Here is a 19670-nt window from a genome sequence, read left to right on the forward strand (position 1 = left end):
CCGCGATGAACAAGCCGCTGCCCGATCCGGTTCCCGCCTCGACCGCCGATGCCGAGGTGCGCTGGGAGGCCGACTACGCCGCGCAGATCGGCGTCGACCGGACCGTCCACAACCGCTCCGGCATCCCGATCAAGCCGCTGTACACGCCGCTCGACGTCGATCCTTCGCGTTTCGACGCCGACGTGGGCTTTCCGGGCCAGCCGCCCTACACGCGCGGCATCTACGCGACGATGCACCGCGGCCGCACCTGGACGCAGCGCCAGCTGATCGGCCTCGGAACCCCCGGCGCGTACAACGCGCGGCTGCGCGACATCCTCGACCAGGGGGCGACCGCGGTGTCGCTCATCCCCTGCAACTCGGTGTTCCGCGGCTACGACATGGACGAGGTCGACGCGGAACTCCTCGGGACCTGCGGCGTCGTGGCGAACAGCGCCGGGCACATGGCGACCTGCCTCGACGGCGTCGACCTCGCGACGACCTCGTGCGCGATGAACGACCCGACGCCGTTCACGCTGCTCGCGTTCATGCTCGCGGTCGCGAAGCGGCGCGGCGTCGACCCCCGCTCGATCACCGGCACGTCGAACCAGAGCGACTGCATCTCGCACTTCGTCGCCAACCACATGTTCTTCCGGCTCGCGCTGCCCGGCGCGCGGCGCATCCTCGTCGACCACATCCGCTGGTGCAACGAGCACCTGCCGCGCTGGAATCCGCTGTCGGTGGTGGGCCAGCACATGCAGCAGGCGGGCGCGACGCCGGCGGAAGCGATGGGCTTCACGATCGCCTCCGCGCTCCAGTACGCGGATGATTGCGTCGCCGCGGGCATGGCCCCCGACGACTTCCTGCCGCGCTTCACCTTCTTCTTCGACGTCTCGCTCTCGTTCTTCGAGGAGGTCGCGAAGTTCCGCGCCGGCCGCCGGATCTGGGCACGTCTGACCCGCGAGCGCTACGGAGCTCGCGATCCCCGCTCCCGGCGCTTCAAGTTCCACGCGCAGACCTCGGGCGTCGACCTGACGCGCCAGCAGCCGCTCAACAACATCGCGCGCGTCACCGCGCAGGCGATCGCCGGCATCTTCGGCGGCCTGCAGTCGCTGCACACCGACGCGTACGACGAAGCCCTGTCGTGCCCGACGCAGTTCGGCGCGCGCATCGCCGTCGCGACGCAGAACATCCTGCGCGAGGAGGCGCACCTGACCGACGTCATCGACCCGCTCGGCGGCAGCTACTACGTCGAGGCGCTCACCGACGCGATGGAGGAGCGCGTGCTCGCCGTGATCGCGGACGTCGAACGCGAAGGCGGCATGTACCGCGCGGTCGAATCGGGCTACGTCCAGCGGCGCATCGGCGAGTCGGCGCGGCGGTTCCAGGAGCGCATCGACCGCGGCGAGCAGACGGTGGTGGGCGTGAACGCCTGGCGCGTCGACGAGGCGCCCGACACGCGGCCGGCGCTCGCGAAGCCCGACGTGGCGGACATGCGCGCGCATCTCCACGCCTTCCGCGCGTGGAAGGCGTCGCGTCCGGGCGAGGCGGTCGCGCGCGCACTCTCCGGGCTCGCGCGCAGCGCGCAGGGCGACGGAGGCAACGTGTTCGGCGCCGTCGTCGCCGCCGCGGAAGCGGGATGCACGCACGGCGAGATCTGCGCGACGCTGCGGCGCGAGGTCGGCTTCGGCCATCCGCTCGTCGTCGTGTGATGACCGGACGCATCGACCGGATCCGCGCCGGCGATCGCGCGGCGATCGCGCGCGCGATCACCGAGGTCGAGCGCGCGCTCCCCTCCGCGGACGCGCTGCTCGCGGCCCTCGCGCCGCATGCGGGACGCGCGCACGTCGTCGGCATCACCGGCCCGCCGGGCGCGGGAAAGTCGACGCTGATCGACGCCCTGGTGCGGGAGATCGCCGGGCGCGGTCGTCGCGTCGCGGTCGTCGCGATCGACCCGTCGAGCCCGATCAGCGGCGGCGCCGTGCTGGGCGATCGCATCAGGATGGCGTCGGCGGGCGAGGCGGACGCCGTGTTCATCCGCTCGATCGCCTCGCGCGGCCATCCGGGCGGGCTCGCGAAGCCGGCGCGGCGCATCGTCGACCTCTTCGACGGGGCCGGGTTCGACGTGGTCGTCGTCGAGACGGTCGGGGCGGGGCAGTCCGACGTCGACATCGCCGCGCTCGCCGACACGAGCATCGTCGTCTGTCCGCCGGGCCTGGGCGACGGCGTGCAGGCGATCAAGGCGGGCATCCTCGAGATCGCCGACCTCTTCGTCGTGAGCAAGGCGGACCAGCCGGACGCCCAGCGCACGGCGCGCGACCTGCAGGAGATGCTGCACTTGCGCGCGCGGCGCGACGGCTGGACCGTGCGCGTGATGACGACGAGCGCCGCCTCCGGTGCCGGCATCGCCGCGCTCGCCGACGCGATCGGCGAGCACCTGAAGGCCGAGGGCACCGGACGGCGGCTGCGGCGGGTCGCGCGAAACGGCGGCGAGGATCCGCTGACCGCGACGCTGCGCGGCTTCTCCGAGAGCGATCCGTACCAGCGGCACAACGACCTCGTGTTCGTCGACGCTGGCCCCACCCATGCCACGATGGCGATGACCGTCGCGCGCCACCACCTCAATTTCAACGGCGGCTGCCATGGGGGCGCGCTGTTCACGCTCGCCGACAGCGCGTTCGGCCTCGCGTCGAACGCGCACGGCGTCGTCGCGGTGGGCATCGACACGCACATGACCTTCCAGGTCGCGGTGCGCGAGGGCGAGACGCTCATCGCGCGCGCGGTCGAGGCGAGCCGCAACGCCAAGCTCGCGGTCTACCGCGTCGACGTCACGCGCGGCGACGGTACGCTGGTCGCGACGTTCACCGGCACCGTGCACCTCACGCGGCGAGCGCACGCGCCGCGCTGATCGGCGCCGGCCGGGGCGGAGGGACGAGACGCGCCGACCGCGTCGCGCTAAGCTTGCCGGCCCCGTGGCACGCCCCTTCCGGGAGGTCCCATGCCGACGCACCGACGCCCGCAGATCGATACCCGCACGCGCGCGATCCTGATGTCCCTGCTGGTGGTCGTGCTGCTCGCCGGCCTGCCGCTCGCCGTGTGGCTCGACCTCCGCAACCTGACCGAGGCGGCGCTGCGCCGGCAGGCCAACGACTTGAACTCGGTCGTCACGAGCATGCGCAACTTCTACGCGACGAACGTCGTCGCGCGCGTGCTCGCGAACCACGACGGCGCCACGCAGGTCACGCACGACTACGAGTCGATTCCCGGCGCGATCCCGATTCCCGCGACGCTGTCGCTCGAACTCGGCCGCGTCATCAGCGAGAAGCAGAACACGATCACCTACCGGTTCGTCTCCGACCATCCGTTCCGCAACCGCAAGGCGCACGAGCTCGACGGCTTCGAGACCGCGGCGTTGAAGCGGCTTCGCGCCGACTCGAACGACGTCATCACGGTGGTCGAAGAGTCGTTCTCGCACGACCGCGTGCGACTCATCGCGCCGGTCGTCATGGGCCAGTCCTGCGTCACCTGCCACAACAGCCACGTCGAGAGCCTCAAGACCGACTGGAAGGTCGGCGACGTGCGCGGCATCCAGGAAGTGTCGATCGTGCAGCCCTTCGCCGAGAACCTCCTGTCGTTCAAGTACCTGATCGGCTATTTCGTGCTGCTCGCGCTGACCGGCGCCTCGGTCATCTGGCAGCAGCGGAAGCAGGCGCTGCGGATCGCGGGCATGAATCGCGAACTCGAGGGCACGAACGAGTTCCTGGCGACACTCTCGATGAAGATCTCGCGCTACCTCTCGCCGCAGATCTACAAGAGCATTTTCTCTGGCCAGCGCGACGTCGTGATCCAGACCGAGCGCAAGAAACTCACGATCTTCTTCTCCGACATCAAGGACTTCACCGCGACGACCGAGCGGCTGCAGCCCGAGCAGATCACGCACCTCCTGAACGAGTACTTCACCGAGATGTCGGCGATCGCGCTCCGGCACGGGGGCACGATCGACAAGTTCGTCGGCGACGCGATGCTGATCTTCTTCGGCGACCCGGAGACGAAGGGCGAGGCCGAGGACGCGCGTGCCTGCGTGCGCATGGCGCTCGAGATGCAGAGGCGCATCGCGGAGCTGTCGGTCAAGTGGCGCCACGAGGGCATCGAGAACCCGTTCAAGGCGCGCATGGGCGTCAACACCGGCTACTGCAACGTCGGCAACTTCGGCAGCGCCGACCGGATGGACTACACGATCATCGGCGCCGAGGCGAACCTCGCCGCGCGGCTGCAGTCGGTGGCCGAGGCCGGGCGCATCGTGATCAGCTACGAGACCTACGCGCTGGTGCGCTCGATGATCGAGGCGCACCCGCTCGCGCCGATCACGATGAAGGGAATCAGCCGCGAGGTCGTGCCCTACGTCGTCGAGGGACTGCTCGACGCGACCGGCCGCAAGTCGACGATCATCAACGAGCACACGACCGGGCTCGACATCTACATCGATCCGACGATGGTCGACGAGCGCTCCGCCGAGCGCGCGCAGCACGTGCTGCTGCACGCGCTCGACCTGCTCCGCAAGCGCGGCGGGAAGGCGTAGGACAGCAGCGCCGCGTCAAGGCGGCGCGGTGAGCCAGGGAAAGCCGCGGCGCGCCATCGTGTAGCCCAGCAGGAACAGCTCGTTCATGTAGGCGTGGTCGAAATCGTCCTGCTCCTCGAGTTTGAACGACGCCGGAATGAACGCTATGCGCAGGGCCGACCCGTCGCGTTCGGCGCGCGCGGCGATCTGGTAGAGGTTCCCGACGCCCTGCGTGTAGATCAGCGACGCGATCGCGTTCTTCGCGATCGCCACCGCGCTGCGCGGCACCTCGTGCGCGCGGACATGGAGGTGGGCGTTGCGGATCACGTAGATCGTCCGCTGGCGGAACGACAGGTCGGAGAGCAGGATGTCGCGCGGGAGCAGGAACACCTGCGTCGTCGTGCCCCCGTCGACGTGCATCTCCTGGTAGCGCTTGCCGTCGAGGGTGACGTCGATCATCGCGGGAGGCAGCTCGCCGGGAATCGCGGCCGACGCGACCAGTACGCTGCGGATGAGTTCGAGCGTGCCCGGACCGCGGACCTCCGCCATCAGCGTGAGGTTCCAGAACACCGGCCGGCGCGTGTCGAGGTCGGTGGTCGCGACGAGCAGCGTGCGTCCGCGCAGCGATTCGCGCGCGAGGGCCTCGAGGACCTGCTGGGTCACGTTCGCCTCGACGAGCTGTTTCAGCGGCAGGTTGTCCGCGAGCGCGTCGTCGAAGAGGGCGGCGCTGATGTTGCGCTCCTTGACGATGTCCTTCGACGTCACCTCGGTGTACAGGCGGGTGAGCGTCTTGTCCCACGCCGGGCCGAGGAACGCGAACGGCGCGATCAGCGCGCCGGTCGACACGCCGGTCACGATGCGGAACTCGGGACGGTCGCCGTGCGCGGTCCAGCCGACCAGGAGACCGGCGCCGAACGCGCCGTTCTGGCCGCCGCCCGAGATCGCGAGGAAGTCCGCGTCGGGCAGCACCGAATCGGCCGGATACCCGTTCATCGCGCGCTCGCGACGATAGGTCTCGTCGAGGTCGCGACGCAGATCGTCGGTGTCGCTCGGGAAATAGCGGATCGCGGGCGCGTCGACGACCTCGGCGCGCGCCTCGCCCTGTATCGGCGGCGGCGGCAGCCGGGCCACCGGCGAGATCAGCGACGCGCAGCCCGACAGCAGTCCGATGAGGAGCGCGGCGGACGCGCGCAACGCGACGGATCGGGTCATCACACAACGTTCTCCTCGCGGATCGGGCGCCCGGCGATGATGCGATCGTACCCGAGCGGCGCGAGGTCGAGGGTGCGGAAGCCGCCGTGCACGATCCACTCGGCGAGACCGCGCCCCACGGCCGGCGACTGCTGCAGGCCGTGGCCCGAGAAGCCGTTCGCGAACAGCAGATTGGGAACCTCCGGATGCGGGCCGACGATCCCGTTGCGGTCGAAGGTGTTCATCTCGTAGTAGCCGGCCCACGCGCCGCCCGCGCGGATCGCCTCGAACGCGGGAACGCGCGCGGCGAGCGCGGGCCACAGCTTCTGCTCGAAGTCCACGTGATCGACGTCGAGCGGCAGGTCGTCGGGGTCGTTCGCCTCGTCGGGGGCGAGACCCGCGATGAAGCGACCTTCGCCCTCGGGGCGGAACCACAGCCCTGACGGGTCGATGACGAGCGGGCAGCGGGGCAGCGGCGTGGCGCACGCGAACGCGAACACCGAGCGTCGCCGCGCGCGGACCGGGAGATCGATACCCGCGTAACGCGCGACCGACGCGGCCCAAGGCCCCGCCGCGTTCACGAAGACGTCTGCGGCGATGCGCGAACCGTCGGCCAGGCGCAGCGCCTCGATGCGCCCGCGCGCGTGATCGAAGCCCGCCGCCTCCGCGGTGAGGTAGTGCGCCCCGAGCGCACGCGCGTGACGCCGGAACGCCTGCAGCAGGCTCCAGCCGTCGAACCAGCCTTCGCCCGACAGGCCGAGCGTGCCGGCCGCGAGGTCGTGCGTCGCGAGCCAGGGGAAGCGCGCGGCGAGCGCGGGGGGTTCGAGGATCGCGACGTCGACGCCGAGCGAGCGTTGCAGCGCGAGGTTGCGCTCGAGGATCGCGCGACCGGCGGGCGACGCGAGGAACAGGTATCCCGGTTCGACGAGGCCCACGGCGGGGCGCTCGCCGCCCACCGCGAGTTCGTCGCCCGCCCGGCGCAGGAACGCGATGCCGTAGCGGCCGATCTCGATGTTGACGGCGGTCGAGAACTGCCGGCGGATCGAACTCGCGGAGCGCGCCGAACTCGCCTTCGAGTAGGTCGGGTCGCGCTCGACGACGGTCACCGTGCCGTGAAACGCCGGGTCGCGCAGCGTAAACGACGCGATCGCGCTGCCGATGACGCCGCCGTCGACGATGACGATGCGTCGATTCATGGTGCCGGTGGCATAGTGTGCGTCGGGCGACGACGTTCGCGCCGGGGCCCGGGTGAGCCCGACGGTCTCGATCATAAGCGAGCGCCGATGCAAACCTCGATTCCCGCGATCTCCGCGGAGCGCGTGCACGCGGCGCTCGACTGGTCCCCGCTCGTCGATGCATTGCGCGCCGCGTTCGCCGCCGGTGCGACCGCGCCGGTGCGTTCGAGCCACCGGGTCACCGCCGAAGGCGACCGGCTGCTGCTGATGCCGGCGTGGGACGGCGCGGGGCTCGGCGTGAAGATCGTCACCGTGTTCCCGCGCAACCGGGAGCGTGGACTCGCGAGCGTGGGCGCGTTGTACCTGCTGATGGACGGATCGACGGGGCATCCGGTCGCCCTGATCGACGGCGAGGCGCTGACCCTGCGGCGTACGGCGGCGGCGTCGGCGCTCGCCTCGACCTACCTTGCGCGTCCTGACGCGCGCACGCTCGTCGTCGTCGGCACCGGCGCGCTCGCGCTTTACATGGCGCGCGCGCACTGCGCGGTACGGCCGATCCAGCGCGTGCGGGTCTGGGGACGCCATCCCGACCGCGCGCGCCGCACCGCGGCGATCCTCGCGGCGGAGGGGATGCCGGCGAGCACGGCCGGGCGCCTCGATGCCGCGCTCGGCGAGGCCGACATCGTGACTTGCGCGACGACCGCGCGCGAGGCGGTCGTGCGCGGCGCGGACGTCCGCCCCGGCACGCACGTCGACCTCGTCGGCGCGTTCACCCCCGAGATGCGCGAGAGCGACGACCAACTCGTGCTCCGCGCGCAGGTGTTCGTCGACACCCGCGCGGGCGCGCTCGCGGAGGCGGGCGACCTCGTGCAGCCGATCGCGCGCGGCGTCTTCCGTCGCGAGGACGTGCGCGCGGAACTCGCGGAACTCGTGACCGGGCGCCACCCGGGGCGTCGGTCCGAGGCCGAGGTGACGCTGTTCAAGTCGGTCGGCACCGCCCTCGAGGACCTCTGCGCCGCGCGTCTCGTCGCGGATTCCATGGGGTCAGACTCGAATGATTCCATGGGATCAGACTCGAATTAGGCCACCGCCGCGTCATTCGAGTCTGACCCCATGGATTGTTCAGCCGGCCATCGGGTCGCCGGCGGCGGGGCGGTCGTGGCCGGTAAGGGCGGGTTCGGGGCGGCGCGCCGCGCTGTCCGTGGAATCGATGGGGTCGGACTCGATGGGCGCTGCAGCGGCGGCCTCATTCGAGTCTGACCCCATTGATTCCTCCGGCTCGTCGGCGAGGAACCCGCCGCTCTGGTGCGCCCACAGGCGCGCGTAGAGGCCGTCGCGCGCGAGGAGGCTGCGGTGGTCGCCCTCCTCGACGACGCGCCCGCGCTCGAGCACGATCAGGCGGTCCATCGCGGCGATCGTCGACAGCCGGTGCGCGATCGCGACGACGGTCTTGCCCTCCATCAGCCGGTAGAGGCTCTGCTGGATCGCGGCCTCGACCTCGGAGTCGAGCGCGCTGGTCGCCTCGTCGAGCAGGAGGATCGGCGCGTCCTTCAGCATCACGCGCGCGATGGCGATGCGCTGGCGCTGGCCGCCCGAGAGCTTCACGCCGCGCTCGCCGACGTGCGCGTCGTAGGCGCTGCGCCCCTTGGGGTCGGTGAGGCCGACGATGAAGTCGTGCGCCTCCGCGCGCCGCGCCGCGGCGAGCATGCGCTCGTCGTCGGCGTCGGGCCGGCCGTAGACGATGTTCTCGCGCACCGACCGGTGCAGGAGCGAGGTGTCCTGCGTCACCATGCCGATCTGCGCGCGCAGCGAGTCCTGCGTCGCGAACGCGATGTCCTGTCCGTCGATCAGGATGCGGCCGCGCTCGGTGTCGTAGAAGCGCAGCAGCAGGTTGACGATCGTCGACTTGCCCGCGCCCGAGCGCCCGACGAGCCCGATCTTCTCGCCCGGGCGGATGGAAAGGTCGAGGTCGTCGATCACCTGGCCCTTGCCGCCGTAGGCGAAGCTCACGTGCTCGAAGCGGATGTCGCCGCGGGTGACGACGAGCGGCTTCGCGTCCGGTCGGTCGACCACCGCGTGCGGCCTCGCGATCGTGTTGATGCCGTCCTGCACCGTGCCGATGTTCTCGAAGAGCGCGGCCATCTCCCACATCACCCAGTGCGAGATGCCGTTCAGGCGCAGCGCCATCGCGGTCGCCGCCGCGACCGCGCCGACGCCGACCGCGCCCTTCGACCACAGCCACAGCGTCGCGCCGGCGGTCGCGCCGATGAGCGTCATCGACAGCGCGTGGTTCACGATCTCGAACCCGGTGACGAGCCGCATCTGCCGGTGCACGGTCGCGAGGAACTCGCCCATCGCGGACTTCGCGAAGCCGGCCTCGCGCTTCGCGTGCGAGAAGAGCTTCACCGTCGCGATGTTCGTGTACGCGTCGGTGATGCGCCCGGTCATCAGCGAGCGGGCGTCGGCCTGCTCGCGCGCGATGCGGCCGAGCCGCGGCACGAAGAAGCGCAGCGCCGCCACGTACAGCGCGAGCCACCCGACGAACGGGACCATCAGCACCGCGTCGAACCCGCCGAGCACCGCGAGCATCGTCGCGAAGTAGATGACGACGAAGACGACGAGCTCGGTGACGATGATCCAGGTGTCGCGCACCGCGAGCGCGGTCTGCATGACCTTGGTCGCGATCCGGCCGGCGAACTCGTCTTGGTAGAAGCCCATGCTCTGGGCGAGCATCAGCCGGTGGTAATGCCAGCGCAGCAGCATCGGGAAGTTGCCGGCGATCGCCTGCTGCTTCACCGCGGACTGCAGCGCGATCAGCAGCATGCTGCCCGCGAGCACCCCCGCGAGCGCGAGGAGCCGGGCGCGCTCGGTCTCCCACAGCTTCGCCGGCTCGACCTTCGCGAGCCAGTCGACGACGTCGCCCAGCATGCCGAAGAGGTAGGCCTCGAACACGCCGATGCCCGCCGACAGGAGCGTCAGGGCGACGAGCCAGATGCGCAGGCCCGCGGTCGCGGCCCACAGGAACGCGAAGAAGCCGTGCGGCGGGCGCGCGGGCGGCGCGTCGGGAAACGGGTCGACCAGTCGTTCGAAGAACGGGAGCACGCGGGATCTCCGGCAGCGCGGCGCCGTCCGGAGCGCGCGGCCTCGTGGGCCGCGAGCGGGCGCCGGCGGACGGCCGCGGGCCGCGAAGGATAGCGCAACGCGACCGTCCGCGCCGGGCCGATGTGCGAACCCTCTCCCGGGGCCGATCTGCGCTACATTCGCCCGCCATGGACACGCGCGACCGGCGCGGGCTGTCCGCCGAGGACCTCGGGGCCATCCTCGACGTCACGAGCGCGCTCGCCGCCCCCTTCGACCTGATGACGATGCTGGGCGAAGTCGTCGGCGCGGCGAAGCAGGTGCTCAACGCCGAGCGCGGCTCGGTCTGGCTGCACGAGCCGGCGACCGACGAACTCGTCCTGCGGGTCGCGACCGGCATCGCTCCGATCCGCGTGCCGTCCGGATCCGGGCTCGTAGGCGCGTGCGCGCGCGAGCGGCGCATCATCAACGTGCCCGATTGCTACGCGGATCCGCGCTTCGATCCGGGCGTCGACCGCGCGTCGGGCTTCCGGACGCGCTCGATGCTGACGCTGCCGCTCGTCGACCACCAGGATGCGCTGGTCGGCGTGATGCAGGTGCTGAACAAGGCGGGCGGCGCGTTCGACGCCGACGACGAACGCCTCGCCTCGGCGCTCGCGGCGCAGTGCGCGGTCGCGCTGCAGCGCGTGCGCATGACCGAAGCGGTGATCGAGGGCGAGAAGATGCGCCAGGCGCTCGAGACGGCGCGCGTCGTGCAGATGAGCACGCTGCCTTCGTCGATGCCCGAACTCCCGGGCTACGACCTCGCCGCGACGTTCCGGCCGGCCGAACTCACCGGCGGCGACACCTACGACGTCGCGACCATCGACCAGGGACTGCTCGTCGTGCTGGGCGACGCGACCGGGCACGGCATCGCGCCGGCGCTCTCGGTCACGCAGATGCACGCGATGCTGCGCATGGCGTTCCGGCTCGGCGCGGACCTCGACGCCGCCTACCTGCAGGTCAACAACCGCCTGGCCGAGACGCTCGCCGAAGACCGCTTCATCACCGCGTTCGTCGGGCTCGTCGACCCGGCGTCGCACCGCCTGCGCTTCCACAGCGGCGGACAGGGGCCGATCGTTCGCGTGCGTGCGGCGGATGCCGCCTGCGAGCGCTACAAGCCGACCTCCTTTCCGCTCGGCGCGATGGCGCTCCCGCGCGCGCGCGCGCCGGTCGAGGTCGCGCTCGCGCCCGGCGACGTCGTGGCGCTGCTCTCCGACGGCTTCTACGAACGCGCGAGCCCGTCGGGCGAACTCTTCGGAGAGGCGCGCGTCGAGGCGCTGCTGTGCGAGCACCACGGGTCGTCCGCCGCCGACCTGCTCGCGCGGCTCGAGCGCGCGGTCGAGGCCTTCGCGCAGGGCGCGCCGCAGCAGGACGACATGACCGCGGTGATCGTCAAGCGCTCCGCGGCGCCTTCGGCGTTGTCGCGTTCCTTCGAGCGGAGCTTCGACTCGATCGCACCGATGGTCGCGTTCAGCGCGGAGGCGTTCGACCGGCTCGGTCTCGACCGCGCGCATCTCGCGACCGTCGATTTCGCGGTGGAGGAACTGTTCACGAACATGGTCAAATACGCGACGGGGAGCGCGTCCGCGGTCGACGTCGAGATCCGGGCGATCGCGGGCGGCGTCGAGGTGACGCTCGTCGATCACGATGTCGAGCCCTTCGACGTGACCCGGGCGCCGGACGCCGATGTGCGGGCGCCGGTCGAGGCGCGGCGGCCGGGTGGGCTCGGTCTGCACCTCGTTCGCCGGATGGTCGACGCGATCGAGTACCGTTACGTGGACGCGATCCGCGAGAGCCGCACGACGTTTCGCAAGACCGGCGCGACCGGCGGTGCGCGGGGCCGGACCCCGGGGGAGAACGATGCTGGCCATTGACTTCGGAGCGGACGGGGCGGTCGTCCTGAACGGACGACTCGACGCGGCCCAGGCCGCCGCCGCACAGGCGTTCCTCGACCGCACCAGCGGCGTGGTGACGCTCGACTGTCGTGCCCTCGAGTATCTGTCGAGCGCCGGGCTCGGCGTCCTGCTCAAGACCCACAAGCGCCTGCTCGGTGGGGAGGGGCGGCTCCGGCTCGTGCGAGTAGGCCCTCACTTGCGCGACATCTTCGTCTACTCGGGCTTCGACCAGCTCTTCGAGATCGAGGCCGCACCTTGAACTTCGCCGCCGTCGACACCCCGGCAGCCGATCCGGCTCGGGATGCCGCCGCGCCGCCAACCTTCGCGCGCGCCCGGTGTAATTGTGGACGACGAGGCTGACGAAGTCCTGGTCGAGCGGTACCGCCACGGGGATCGCGACGCGTTCGCGGCGCTGGTGGTCCGCTACCAGCGGCCGGTCTTCAACGCCGCGTGGTGGGTGGTGAAGAACGCGGACGACGCGGCCGACATCGCCCAGAGCGTGTTCCTGAAGGTCGCCGAGCGCATCGACGACTTCGATCCGCAGTACCGGTTCTTCAGCTGGCTCTACCGGATCGCGGTCAACGAAGCGCTCAACAGCGTTCGACGGCACGGGCGCGAGGAGCCGCTGGACGACGAGGTGGATGTGCCCGGGCCGGACGGAAATGCTCCGGATCGCAGGCTCGAGGACGCGCGACTGTCCGCGCGATTGCGCGAGGCGATGGCGCGACTGTCGACGAACGACCGGACCGTGCTGGTGCTGCGGCACTTTTCCGAATTGAGCTATCAGGAGATCGGGCAGGTCCTGGAACTGGACGAGAAGACGGTGAAGTCCCGGCTGCACGAGGCGCGGATGCGGCTTCGGGGCATGCTCGGGGATCTGCGCGACGACCCGAGATGAAGCCGAACGACACCGACCGACTGATCCACGCCGTCCTCGACGGTGAGGCCACGCCTGCGGAAGCCGGCGAGGTCGAGCGCCGCGCGGCGTCGGATCCGGCGCTGGCGAAGCGCCTCGACGAGTGGCGCCGGGTGTTCGGCGCCCTCGAACGGATGCCCAGGGCGCATGTCCCGGAGGGCCTCGTGGCCTCCGTGATGGCGAATATTCCGCAAGACCCGGCCCCCGCCGGCCAACTCCCTGCGCAAGCCGGTGTATTTGGCGCAGGTTCCGATGCCATCCGGGAGAAGATCCCGGCATCCGTCGTCCGGCGCTCCCGGTCGGCGGCATCCCTGGAGGGATTCACCATGAGCGATCAGATGAACGATCCGGCCAACAGGCGGAAAATCTGGATCGGCGCGGGGGTCGCGGCGGTTGCGATCATCGCCGTCGGCGGATTCATGCTCGACAAGCCGGCCACCGACACGCAGGGCACGATCCTGCCGGCGCAGCGCTACGTCGCGCCGCAGAACACTGCGGTCGATCTCCAGTCGACCGGCGCCCCGCGCCAGGCCGCGCTGCCGGTGCCGGCGGGACAGGCCGCGGGTCAAGCGGCCGGGCAAGCCGCTGGACAGGCTGCGGGTCAGGCGGCAGGCATGGCAGCAGGCCAAGCTGCGGCGCAGGCCGCCGGACAAGCGGCAGGCCAAGCTGCGGGTCAGGCGGCGGGTCAGGCGGCGGGTCAGGCGGCGGGTCAGGCGGCGGGTCAAGCCGCCGGGCAGGCGGCCGGACAAGCGGCAGGCCAAGCTGCGGGTCAGGCTGCGGGTCAAGCCGCCGGGCAGGCGGCCGGACAAGCGGCAGGCCAGGCGGCGGGTCAAGCGGCCGGTCAGGCGGCAGGCATGGCGGCGGGTCAGGCCGCAGGCCAGGCTGCTGGCCAAGCCGCGGGGCAGGCTGCCGCACGTGCCGCCGGTCAAGCTGCGGGCCAGGCTGCGGCCAAGGCGCAGTAGCACGACGCCCCGGCGGAGCGTTCCGCCGAACAGCGACCGCCGGCCCGAGTGCCGGCGGTTTGCTTTGGTGCGCCCGGCCCGGCGCACGGACTTGGCGTGGAAGTCGCTCCGCGCGACCCCGGGCGCGCGCCTGACTGATAGCATCTCGAGCCGAGGCTTGGCATCCTCTATGCTGGTCCCCGGATCACGCCCCCCGCGTCTGCGCTCCTCGAGGACGCGTCTGGAAGGGCGCGAGTCGACCGGGGCCGAAGCGCGGATCCGCATTGCGCGGGCAGCGCCGTCAACGCCAGCGACAGGGAGGTGCGATGCAGACGAGTGGCACGCAGGCGTCCGATCCGGCCCCGCCGCGGACCGACGGGGAGGCCGAAGCCGTTCCGCTGCAACTCGTGTGGCGCCGCTACGTCTTCCTGCTCCTGTCGCTCGCCCTCGCCTGTGCGCTGGCGCTCATCGTGCCGCGGCTTCTGCTCCCCGAGACGGGCGTTGGCGGCCAGGTCCTGCTCGGCGTGACGCTGTTCCTCCTGCTCGGAGCGCCGGCGATCTGGTTCCGCCTGCTCGCGCCCCTGATCCAGGATCATCGCGAACGTCTCGCCGACTACGCTGCCAGGACGCGCCTCGCGGAGGACCGCCTGCGGGCGCACGAGAACAACGCGCGCCTCGAGCACGCGCTCGAGATCGCCGAGGACGAAGGCGCCGTCCTGCGCATCGCCGAACAGGCGTTGAGCGCGTTGGCCAACGACGGCGGCGCGCAACTCCTCCTCGCGAACGACGCCGACGGCGACATCGAGCAGAACATCACCGTCGGCGACATGGCCTCCGCGGCGCGTTGCACGATACGGCGCCCGCGCGACTGTCCGACGGTGCGCCGCGGCCAGGGGCTCGTCTACGAGGACAGCATGTCGCTCAGCGCGTGCGCGGGCCTGAGCGGCAAGATCGACTCGAGTTGCGCGGCGGCCTGCACCCCGGTGTTCGTCGGCGGACAGGGGACGGGCATGTTGCGCGCGCTCGGACAGACCGGCGATGCCGCGCTCTACCGTCAGCTGCAGTCGCTCACCTTCAACGCGCACCTGATCGGCCGGCGCCTGGGAGCCATCCGGTCGATGGCGGCGTCGGAGGCGAAGGCGACGACCGACCCGCTCACGGGGCTGTCCAACCGCCGTGTGCTCGAGGCCGGGCTGACGCGGCTCATCCATCAGCGCGCGCGGTTCGCCCTCGTGCTCACCGACATCGACCACTTCAAGAAGGTGAACGACACGCACGGGCACGACGTGGGCGATCGCACGCTCAAGCTCTTCGCCGCCACGCTCAAGCAGTTCGTCCGCCGCGAGGACCTCGTGTGCCGCGTCGGCGGCGAGGAGTTCGTGATGCTGCTCGCCGGCCTCGACGCGAGCCACGGCGCGACGCTCGTCGAGCGCGTCCGCACCGAACTGCCGCGGGCCACCGCGCGCGACAAGGTTCCCGCATTCACGATCAGCGCCGGCGTGGTCGACGAGCAGGACGGCAGCGACGCCGAAACGCTGCTGCGCGTCGCCGACGGCCTCCTCTACGAGGCCAAGGCGTCGGGCCGCGACCGCGTCGTGGTCTCGCCCCGCGTCGAGACCGATGCGGCGCCCGCCCACGGCGCCGGCGCGGGAGACTGACGCGCCGATCAGGACGCGCGGCGCCGCGGGATTCCGCACGCGCGGGAACGAGGTCCGCACCCCGTCGCCGGACCTGCTCCCGCCGCCGCTCCGGCGTGTGCAGGACGAGTGTGCGGGAGGGCGGCCGGGGTGACCCGGCCCCTACCCGAACGGGCCAATGCCGCCTATGCTTCGGCGCATCGCGGTTTCGGAGAACTCGACGATGCACCGCCTGCTGGCGTGCCTGGGGCTCTGCGCGGCCTGCGCCTCGCCCGGCGCGCCCGCACAGGAGACCAACCCGCTCGGGCTCTCCTACCTCGAGACCGCGGATCTCCGCCTCATCTGGTTCGACGGCCTCGACTATCTCGCACCGCACGCGGCGCGCACCTTCTCGAACTCGCTCGCCTGGCAGCGTGCGCGTTTCGGCTGGAAGCCCTCCGAGAAGGTCACGGTCCTGCTCAAGGACTACGCCGACTACGGCAACGCCGCGGCGAGCGTCGCGCCGCACAGCCGCCTCATCTTCGACGTCGCGCCGCTGTCGCACGCGTTCGAGTCCTATCCCGCGACCGAGCGGCTCTACTCGCTGATGAACCACGAACTCGTGCACATCGCGCAGGGGGACATCGCGAACGCCGAGGACAACCGCTGGCGCCGGTTCTTCGGCGGCAAGGTCCAGCCGATGCCCGAACATCCGGAGACCCTGCTCTACAGCTACCTGACGGTTCCGCGCTTCACCGCGCCGCGCTGGTACATCGAAGGCGGCGCGGTGTTCATGGAAACCTGGATGGGCGGCGGCGTCGGGCGCGCGCAGGGCGGCTACGACGAGATGGTGTTCCGGGCGATGGTGCGCGACGGCGCGCACTTCTACGATCCGCTGGGACTCGAATCGCGCGGCACGCGCTCGGACTTCCAGTTCACCGCGAACGCGTACCTCTACGGCGCGCGGTTCATGACCTGGCTCTCGTACCGGTACGGCGCCGACCGCGTCGTCCTGTGGATCCGCCGCGACGACGACAGCGAGCGCTACTACGCCGACCAGTTCCGCAAGGTGTTCGACCGGCCGCTCGACGACGCCTGGGCCGAATGGATCGCGTTCGAGAAGGACGTCGCGCAGAGGAACAACCTCGCCGAGGTGCGCAAGCACCCGATCACGCCGGCGAAGCGGCTCGCGGCGGGCGCGGTCGGTTCGATCTCGCGCCTCTACTACGACGAGGCGACCGGCACGCTCTACGGCGCGTTCCGCTACCCGGGCGTGGTCGAGCACGTCGGCGCGATCGACACGCGCGACGGCAGCGTGCGCCGCCTCGCCGACATCAAGCGCGCGATGCTCTACAAGGTCGCCTCGGTCGCCTGGGACCCCTCGACCGGCACGCTGTTCTTCACCAACGACAACCTCGCGTTCCGCGACCTGATGGCCGTGAACGTGAAGACGGGCGAGACGCGGATGCTGTTCGAGGACGCCCGGGTGGGCGAGATCGTCGTCAATCCGGCCGATCGCGCGATCTTCGGCGTGCGCCACGAGAACGGGCTCGCGGCGATCGTGCGGCTCGCGCCGCCCTACGACGAATGGCGGCGCGTGGCCGCCTTCCCCTACGGCAACGTGCCCTACGACCTCGACATCTCGCCCGACGGCAGGCGGCTGTCGGCGTCGGTGACCGAGAGTTCGGGCGAGCAGTTCGTGCGCGTCTGGGACATCGACCGGCTCGCCGCCGGCGACCTCGCGCCGCTCTCCGAGTTCAAGTTCGGCCAGTCGGTGCCGGAGAGCTTCGTGTTCTCGAAGGACGGGCGCTACCTGTACGGCAGCAGCTACTACACCGGCGTGTCGAACATCTTCCGCTACGAGGTCGCGACCGGGAAGATCGAGGCGGTGTCCAACGCCGAGACCGGATTCTTCCGGCCGCTGCCGCTCTCCGACGGCCGCCTCGTCGTGCTCGACTACACCGCCGCCGGCTTCGTGCCGGCGATCATCGACCCGAAGCCGCTCGAGGACGTGAGCGCGATCACCTTCCTCGGCGCCCAGGTCGCGCAGGGTTCGCCCGAGGTCCGGACCTGGCAGGTCGGCTCGGCGAGCGCGGTCGAACTCGGCAAGACGATCGTCGACGAGGGCCCCTACAAGCCGTGGCGGCAGCTCTCGCTCGCCAACGCATTCCCCGTGCTGCAGGGATACAAGGACTCGGTGGGCGTGGGCTACCGGTTCAACGTCTCCGACCCGCTCGGCTTCGCGAACGTGGGCCTCCTCGCCGCGTACACGCCGGACGACGACCTGCCGCAGGACGAGCGCACGCACATCGCGATCGACGCGAACTACCTCGGATGGCGCGGGTCGCTCTCGTGGAACCGCTCGAACTTCTACGACCTCTTCGGGCCGACGAAGCGGAGCCGCAAGGGGCTCGCGGCGACGATCGGCTACGACCATCTGCTGATCTGGGACGATCCGCGGCGGCTCACGCTCAAGCTCGACCTCGGGTACTACGACAAGATCGACACGCTGCCCAACGCGCAGAACGTCGCGACGACCTCCGACCAGCTCACGACCGCGTCGGCGGGGCTCTTCTACACCGACGTGCGCCGCTCGATCGGCGCGGTCGACGACGAGAAGGGCATCGCGTGGAACGCGGTCGCGACGGTCAACCGCACCGCCGGCGAGACGCTGTGGCAGTTGCGCGGCGGGCTCGACCTGGGCTTCGCGCTGCCGCTGCCGAACTCGTCGATCTGGCTGCGCACCGCGGCCGGCATCGCGACCGACGACCGCGACAATCCGGTCGCGCCGTTCTACTTCGGCGCGTTCGGCAACAACTACGTCGACAGCGGCGCGGTCAAGCGCTACCGCGAGTGGCACGCGTTCCCCGGCTTCGACATCGACGAGATCTCGGGCATCACGTTCGTGCGCCCGATGCTCGAATGGAACCTGCCGCCGGTCGCGTTCGAGTCGGTCGGCGGGCCGGTCTTCCACCTGCAGTGGCTGCGCCCGGCGGTGTTCGGCTCGGTGCTGTGGACCGATCCCGACCGTCCGGCCCGGCGCCAGGACTACCAGAACGTCGGCGGGCAGGCCGACTTCCACTTCTCGCTCCTGCACTGGTACGACATGACGTTCTCGATCGGCTACGCGGCGGGGTACCGGGGCGGCCGCTACGCCGGCGACGAGTGGATGGTCTCGCTCAAGATCATGTGATGTCGGGCACTCTCCTGTCGCACGCGCTGGTCGGCCTGTTGCCGGTGGTCCTGTTCCTGCTCGTGCTCCTGTGGCTCGACAGCTACAAGCTCGTCTCGATGCGCCTCGTGCTCGCGGTGACGCTCTGCGGCGTCGCCGCCGCGGTCGCGTGCTATTTCGTCAACGGCTGGCTCGTCGGGGTGCTCGCGCTCGACGTCGCGACCTACGCGCGCACGCTCGGACCGGCGGTCGAGGAGGCCGCGAAGGGGCTCGTCGTCGTCGCGCTGATCCGCGCGAACCGCGTCGGGTTCCTCGTCGACGCCGCGATCTGCGGCTTCGCGGTGGGCGCCGGGTTCGCGATGGTCGAGAACCTGCAGTACCAGCGCCTGCTGCCCGACGCCGGACTCGCGACCTGGATCGTGCGGGGCTTCGGCACCGCGATCATGCACGGAGGCGTCACCGCGATCTTCGCGATGATGGGCCTGACGCTCCTCGAGAAGGCGGAGCGCGCCGGCATCGCCGCCTTCGTGCCGGGCTACGCGCTCGCCGTCGCGCTGCACGCGGCGTTCAATCTCCTCGGCGGCTCGCCGCGCGCCGCGACGCTCGCGGTGCTGCTGGTGCTGCCGCCGCTCATGTTCGTCGTGTTCCAGCGGAGCGAGCGCGCGGTGGGCGCCTGGCTGGGGCGCGGCTTCGACGCCGACGCGGCGATGCTCGCGTCGATCAACTCGGGGCGCTTCGCCGATTCGCCGGCCGGCCGCTACCTCGAGAGCCTGCGGCGGCGCTTTCGCGGGCCGGTCGTCGCCGATCTCCTGTGCTACCTGCGGCTGCACACCGAACTCGCGCTCCGCGCGAAGGGCGTGCTGATGATGCGCGAGAACGGCTTCGACGCGCCGGTCGACGAGGCGACGCGCGACAAGTTCGCCGAGATGGACTATCTCGAGTCGAGCATCGGGCGCACCGGGCTCCTCGCGCTGAAGCCGATGCTGCACATGAGCCATCGCGACCTCTGGCAGCTCCACATGCTGGGGAAGTAGCCGACGTCGCGGCGCGTTCGATGCCCCCGTGATCGATCACGGGCACCGCGCGCCGGAGGCGTTCGACCGGCCCCTG

At 71.0% G+C, this 19670-nt stretch carries 14 protein-coding genes; 11 read left to right on the top strand and 3 right to left on the bottom strand.

The genetic code is table 11. The annotated features are described in order from the left end of the window. Nucleotides 1-5: 5 nt before the first annotated feature. The 3 genes from HS109_12790 (at nucleotide 6) to HS109_12800 (ending at nucleotide 4555) form a co-directional block, all read left to right on the top strand. Complete coding sequence (locus tag HS109_12790) at nucleotides 6-1688, top strand: methylmalonyl-CoA mutase (GenBank protein MBE7523247.1); 1683 nt, start codon at nucleotides 6-8, stop codon at nucleotides 1686-1688. Nucleotides 1689-2350: 662 nt separating this feature from the next. Next, nucleotides 2351-2884 (top strand): hotdog fold thioesterase, encoded by a 534-nt coding sequence (locus HS109_12795; GenBank protein MBE7523248.1) that lies wholly within the window; start codon nucleotides 2351-2353, stop codon nucleotides 2882-2884. Nucleotides 2885-2974: 90 nt separating this feature from the next. Further along, a complete protein-coding gene (locus tag HS109_12800; protein ID MBE7523249.1) occupies nucleotides 2975-4555 on the top strand; it encodes an adenylate/guanylate cyclase domain-containing protein in 1581 nt (526 codons plus the stop codon). A 15-nt stretch (nucleotides 4556-4570) separates the two neighbouring features. On the opposite strand, the gene HS109_12805 is transcribed toward HS109_12800, so the two are convergent. Continuing rightward, entirely contained in the window at nucleotides 4571-5746 is a 1176-nt protein-coding gene (locus tag HS109_12805; GenBank protein ID MBE7523250.1) for a patatin-like phospholipase family protein, read from the bottom strand. Then, nucleotides 5746-6921 carry an FAD-binding oxidoreductase gene (locus tag HS109_12810; protein ID MBE7523251.1) on the bottom strand — a complete coding sequence of 392 codons (1176 nt, stop codon included), beginning with the start codon at nucleotides 6919-6921 and terminating at the stop codon, nucleotides 5746-5748. The genes HS109_12805 and HS109_12810 overlap by 1 nt, the downstream gene beginning before the upstream one ends. Before the next feature lie 99 nt (nucleotides 6922-7020). Here HS109_12810 and HS109_12815 point away from each other — a divergent pair, with 99 nt between their 5' ends. Continuing rightward, nucleotides 7021-7983, top strand: coding sequence for an ornithine cyclodeaminase family protein (locus HS109_12815; protein MBE7523252.1), 963 nt, complete (start codon nucleotides 7021-7023; stop codon nucleotides 7981-7983). Nucleotides 7984-8022: 39 nt separating this feature from the next. Here HS109_12815 and HS109_12820 read toward each other — a convergent pair whose 3' ends face one another. Continuing rightward, a complete protein-coding gene (locus tag HS109_12820) occupies nucleotides 8023-10002 on the bottom strand; it encodes an ABC transporter ATP-binding protein (GenBank protein ID MBE7523253.1) in 1980 nt (659 codons plus the stop codon). A gap of 167 nt (nucleotides 10003-10169) precedes the next feature. Between HS109_12820 and HS109_12825 the strand changes: the two genes are divergently transcribed. The 7 genes from HS109_12825 to HS109_12855 all read left to right on the top strand — a co-directional run bounded on the left by HS109_12825 (nucleotide 10170) and on the right by HS109_12855 (nucleotide 19594). Continuing rightward, on the top strand, nucleotides 10170-11894 hold the full coding sequence (locus HS109_12825; GenBank protein ID MBE7523254.1) for a SpoIIE family protein phosphatase: 1725 nt from the start codon (nucleotides 10170-10172) through the stop codon (nucleotides 11892-11894). Then, the gene (locus HS109_12830; GenBank protein ID MBE7523255.1) at nucleotides 11881-12174 is read left to right on the top strand and encodes an STAS domain-containing protein; all 294 of its coding nucleotides are present in this window, start codon (nucleotides 11881-11883) and stop codon (nucleotides 12172-12174) included. Before HS109_12825 ends, HS109_12830 begins: the two co-directional genes overlap by 14 nt. A gap of 84 nt (nucleotides 12175-12258) precedes the next feature. Next, nucleotides 12259-12813 carry a sigma-70 family RNA polymerase sigma factor gene (locus tag HS109_12835; GenBank protein ID MBE7523256.1) on the top strand — a complete coding sequence of 185 codons (555 nt, stop codon included), beginning with the start codon at nucleotides 12259-12261 and terminating at the stop codon, nucleotides 12811-12813. Beyond that, a complete protein-coding gene (locus HS109_12840; GenBank protein MBE7523257.1) occupies nucleotides 12810-13793 on the top strand; it encodes a hypothetical protein in 984 nt (327 codons plus the stop codon). Before HS109_12835 ends, HS109_12840 begins: the two co-directional genes overlap by 4 nt. A 305-nt stretch (nucleotides 13794-14098) precedes the next feature. Further along, nucleotides 14099-15430, top strand: a complete 1332-nt coding sequence (locus HS109_12845; protein MBE7523258.1) for a GGDEF domain-containing protein — start codon at nucleotides 14099-14101, stop codon at nucleotides 15428-15430. A gap of 202 nt (nucleotides 15431-15632) precedes the next feature. After that, entirely contained in the window at nucleotides 15633-18581 is a 2949-nt protein-coding gene (locus tag HS109_12850) for a hypothetical protein (protein MBE7523259.1), read from the top strand. Beyond that, nucleotides 18581-19594 (top strand): PrsW family intramembrane metalloprotease, encoded by a 1014-nt coding sequence (locus HS109_12855; protein ID MBE7523260.1) that lies wholly within the window; start codon nucleotides 18581-18583, stop codon nucleotides 19592-19594. Before HS109_12850 ends, HS109_12855 begins: the two co-directional genes overlap by 1 nt. Nucleotides 19595-19670: the final 76 nt, after the last annotated feature.

The organism is Burkholderiales bacterium (genome assembly GCA_015075645.1).
In the GTDB taxonomy this organism is placed as follows: domain Bacteria; phylum Pseudomonadota; class Gammaproteobacteria; order Burkholderiales; family Casimicrobiaceae; genus VBCG01.

What these genes read in the sequence shown, in the direction of transcription:
- HS109_12795 (MBE7523248.1), top strand. Translation starts at nt 2,351, where the DNA reads ATGACGACGAGCGCCGCCTCCGGTGCCGGCATCGCCGCGCTCGCCGAC.
- HS109_12845 (MBE7523258.1), top strand. Translation starts at nt 14,099, where the DNA reads ATGCAGACGAGTGGCACGCAGGCGTCCGATCCGGCCCCGCCGCGGACC.
- HS109_12825 (MBE7523254.1), top strand. Translation starts at nt 10,170, where the DNA reads ATGGACACGCGCGACCGGCGCGGGCTGTCCGCCGAGGACCTCGGGGCC.
- HS109_12830 (MBE7523255.1), top strand. Translation starts at nt 11,881, where the DNA reads ATGCTGGCCATTGACTTCGGAGCGGACGGGGCGGTCGTCCTGAACGGA.
- HS109_12810 (MBE7523251.1), bottom strand. Translation starts at nt 6,921, where the DNA reads ATGAATCGACGCATCGTCATCGTCGACGGCGGCGTCATCGGCAGCGCG.
- HS109_12855 (MBE7523260.1), top strand. Translation starts at nt 18,581, where the DNA reads ATGTCGGGCACTCTCCTGTCGCACGCGCTGGTCGGCCTGTTGCCGGTG.
- HS109_12790 (MBE7523247.1), top strand. Translation starts at nt 6, where the DNA reads ATGAACAAGCCGCTGCCCGATCCGGTTCCCGCCTCGACCGCCGATGCC.
- HS109_12800 (MBE7523249.1), top strand. Translation starts at nt 2,975, where the DNA reads ATGCCGACGCACCGACGCCCGCAGATCGATACCCGCACGCGCGCGATC.
- HS109_12840 (MBE7523257.1), top strand. Translation starts at nt 12,810, where the DNA reads ATGAAGCCGAACGACACCGACCGACTGATCCACGCCGTCCTCGACGGT.
- HS109_12805 (MBE7523250.1), bottom strand. Translation starts at nt 5,746, where the DNA reads ATGACCCGATCCGTCGCGTTGCGCGCGTCCGCCGCGCTCCTCATCGGA.
- HS109_12850 (MBE7523259.1), top strand. Translation starts at nt 15,633, where the DNA reads ATGCACCGCCTGCTGGCGTGCCTGGGGCTCTGCGCGGCCTGCGCCTCG.